The following is a 2,524-nucleotide window of genomic DNA, read 5'->3' on the forward strand; positions in this document are numbered from 1 at the left end:
GATCATCGATCGCCGCTACGAGGAGTTTTTAGAAGCTAAAAAAAACTAGCAAAAGCGCAGAAAAATAAAGCTAAATTTGCGCCGAGCGAAGTTTTAAAAGGCGGAGTTCAAATTTGCGCGCGGACGAATCCAAACGATTCGGGTCTTGGCCGAGCACAGATCGTAAATTTTAGATCGGTTGCGGCGTTTGCGCATTTAGCCGCGCCTCGTAGCAAGACTAAACTGACCGTTAAGCTAAATTTGACGACAAGCCGCCTCTAGTTGCCCCTCGCTACTTAAACCGCGGAGTCAAATCTCCCGCGCCCAGCGGTGACCTCCGCCGCTTTAGGCAAGCTCCGCTCTATCAAATTTTTCCCTGACATTTTATCTCCTTTTATCTATTTGCTTTGTAAATTTGAGTTTGAGTCTGATTTGCTTCGGTTGCTATCTATGTAAATTACCTTGGTTGGGTCGCCTTTTAATGTATCCCAAAAACTTATCATACTTTTTAGTTTCTTTTTTTCGTTTGCCCATCGTATAAACATATAGGTATCACTAAACGCCCCATCTTTATCTGGGCAATACCTCTCTCCATTTTTTATGGGCATACGTATTAGTATGGGTATGGTCTGATTTTTATCTATTTCCTCTTTCCAATTATCAATGTGCCATCTATAGCTTTTATAGCACTCATCATACGCCTTCTTTAGCTCCTCTTTAGTAGGTTGCCATACGACGTCGTATTTTAAAAGAAGCTCTAGCATAGGTTCGTAGTTCGGGATGGTATCTAGCACGGCATAATGTGAGTGCTTAAAAGGCGAACTACCGTCTCTTAGGCCGGGAAACGAGGAGGATCTATCTCGAAGTTTGAGTTTATACCCGCTAGCAAGAGCAAGCTTGGCCATTTCTACGTAGCCATGACTTACTATATATCCCATAGGTTCGTCCGCGTCTTTTGATTCCGTATTAACTTGATAGTTGTCTTCAAATATTATCTTTACGTCGTCTCCGTCTATGATAAGCTTTTCGATGTTGTTATAAAACGGAGGATCTATGTAGTACTGCACCGTCTTTACTTCATCAAATTTAACCCCGCTATCAAGCAGTAGCTTAGCGGTCTTTGTAGAGTTGTTTTCTATGCCAGGGGCGAGAGTTTGTAGTTATCTTGTGCATGAGCGTTTGCGCCCATATCTATAAGTCTTTTTGCCGTGACTTCGTCGTCGTAAAAGCTAGCGTACATCAAAGGAGTAACGCCGTCTATGACAGGAGAGTCTATGCTAATGTTGTTATCTTGCATAAATTTTAAAATTTGATCCGTTTGCTTTGATTTTAAAAGTTTGCGGAAATTTTCCGCAAATGCGTCATCCTTTATCTGATTATCTATATCCCAGTATCTAAAAGCAAAGTCGTCTATCTCCTCTTGCGTTACGTATTTGCTTAGCTCCGAACCCGGGATTATCTTGGTATCGGCGGTAACGACGAAACGGGTGGGGCCGGATAGTTTTTCGTAAATAAAATTTACGAAAACGATGAGGCAAAGGGCGGCGAGGCTAAGTGCGAGTTTGTTCAAATTTATCCCTTAATTCAAATTTGCGAAATCTTAGCCAAAGGGCGGTTAAATTTGAGTGAAATTGGGGGTGGGAAATTTGGAATGCGGAGAAAATAAATCAAGGCAAATTCGGCTAAATTTAAAAGCCAAATTTAAAAACGCGGCGAAGGCTCAAATTTAACCCTCGCCGTGAGCAATTTATCGGTGCAAATTTACACGCCCAAAACTCGGCGTACAAAAATCAAATTTATCTAGATAGCTTTAGCAGATATCCGTCCTGCGTCTTTTCGATCTCGTGCTTGTAACTGCCGTCGAGATCAAAAACTACGCGGTAAAATTTACCGTGCGAGCCAAAAAGAGCCGTTTTAAACGCGCCGCAGTCAAGCTCGTCTTTTCTCGTGTTTACGTCCGTTTGCGAGGCGAAGTCGATCACGACCTTGGTGCCTTTGCTGATCGAGTAGTCCTTTAGCTTCTCGTCGGTCGTGAGGATCTTGATCTGCATCGGATAGATCTCAAATTTCGTCTGCTTATAGACGATTTGTTTTTGCGGTTGCGGCTTTTCAAGTGGCTTTATGACGACATCTTTTAGCGGCTCTTGCGTGGTCATGTTGCGCTCGGTAGGCTTTGGCGCGACGTCTATCGCGGCGGCTTTTGGCTCCTCTTTAGTGACCGAGACGTCGGGCTTTTCTACGACGACGGGTACTGCGATCTTGCTGAGCAAAAACTCGTCCTGCCACGAGATGCTTTTGTTTATATCGACGGTTTTTTCCTTGATACTGCCGTCGAGGCTTTTGTATTTTAGCGTGACGGAGATGAAGTTTCTAGCGTCGGCGGGAAATTTGAAATTTTGCTTCTCAAAAGGCGGCAAATTTTCCACGACGTTGCTGCTAGCCATGCTCGCGTTTACGTCGCCCGAGGGCGCGAAAGGATTTTCTCTGCCAAAAGCCAGCCCGCAAGCCAGCGCCAAAAGCCAAATTTTACCGATTTTCATAACTC

Annotated in this window: 3 protein-coding genes; all 3 read right to left on the minus strand. The window is 44.0% G+C overall.

Going from position 1 to position 2,524, the window contains the following annotated elements:
* Positions 1-377: 377 nt before the first annotated feature.
* A complete protein-coding gene (locus Q0546_RS00290; protein ID WP_298789489.1) occupies positions 378-1,046 on the minus strand; it encodes a hypothetical protein in 669 nt (222 codons plus the stop codon).
* 68 nt (positions 1,047-1,114) lie between these two features.
* Positions 1,115-1,549 carry an ankyrin repeat domain-containing protein gene (locus tag Q0546_RS00295; protein WP_298789491.1) on the minus strand — a complete coding sequence of 145 codons (435 nt, stop codon included), beginning with the start codon at positions 1,547-1,549 and terminating at the stop codon, positions 1,115-1,117.
* A gap of 226 nt (positions 1,550-1,775) precedes the next feature.
* A partial coding sequence (locus tag Q0546_RS00300) for an AMIN domain-containing protein (protein WP_298789493.1) occupies positions 1,776-2,524 on the minus strand: 749 nt, incomplete at its 5' end.

The organism is uncultured Campylobacter sp. (assembly GCF_937997465.1).
Taxonomy (GTDB): Bacteria; Campylobacterota; Campylobacteria; order Campylobacterales; family Campylobacteraceae; genus Campylobacter_A.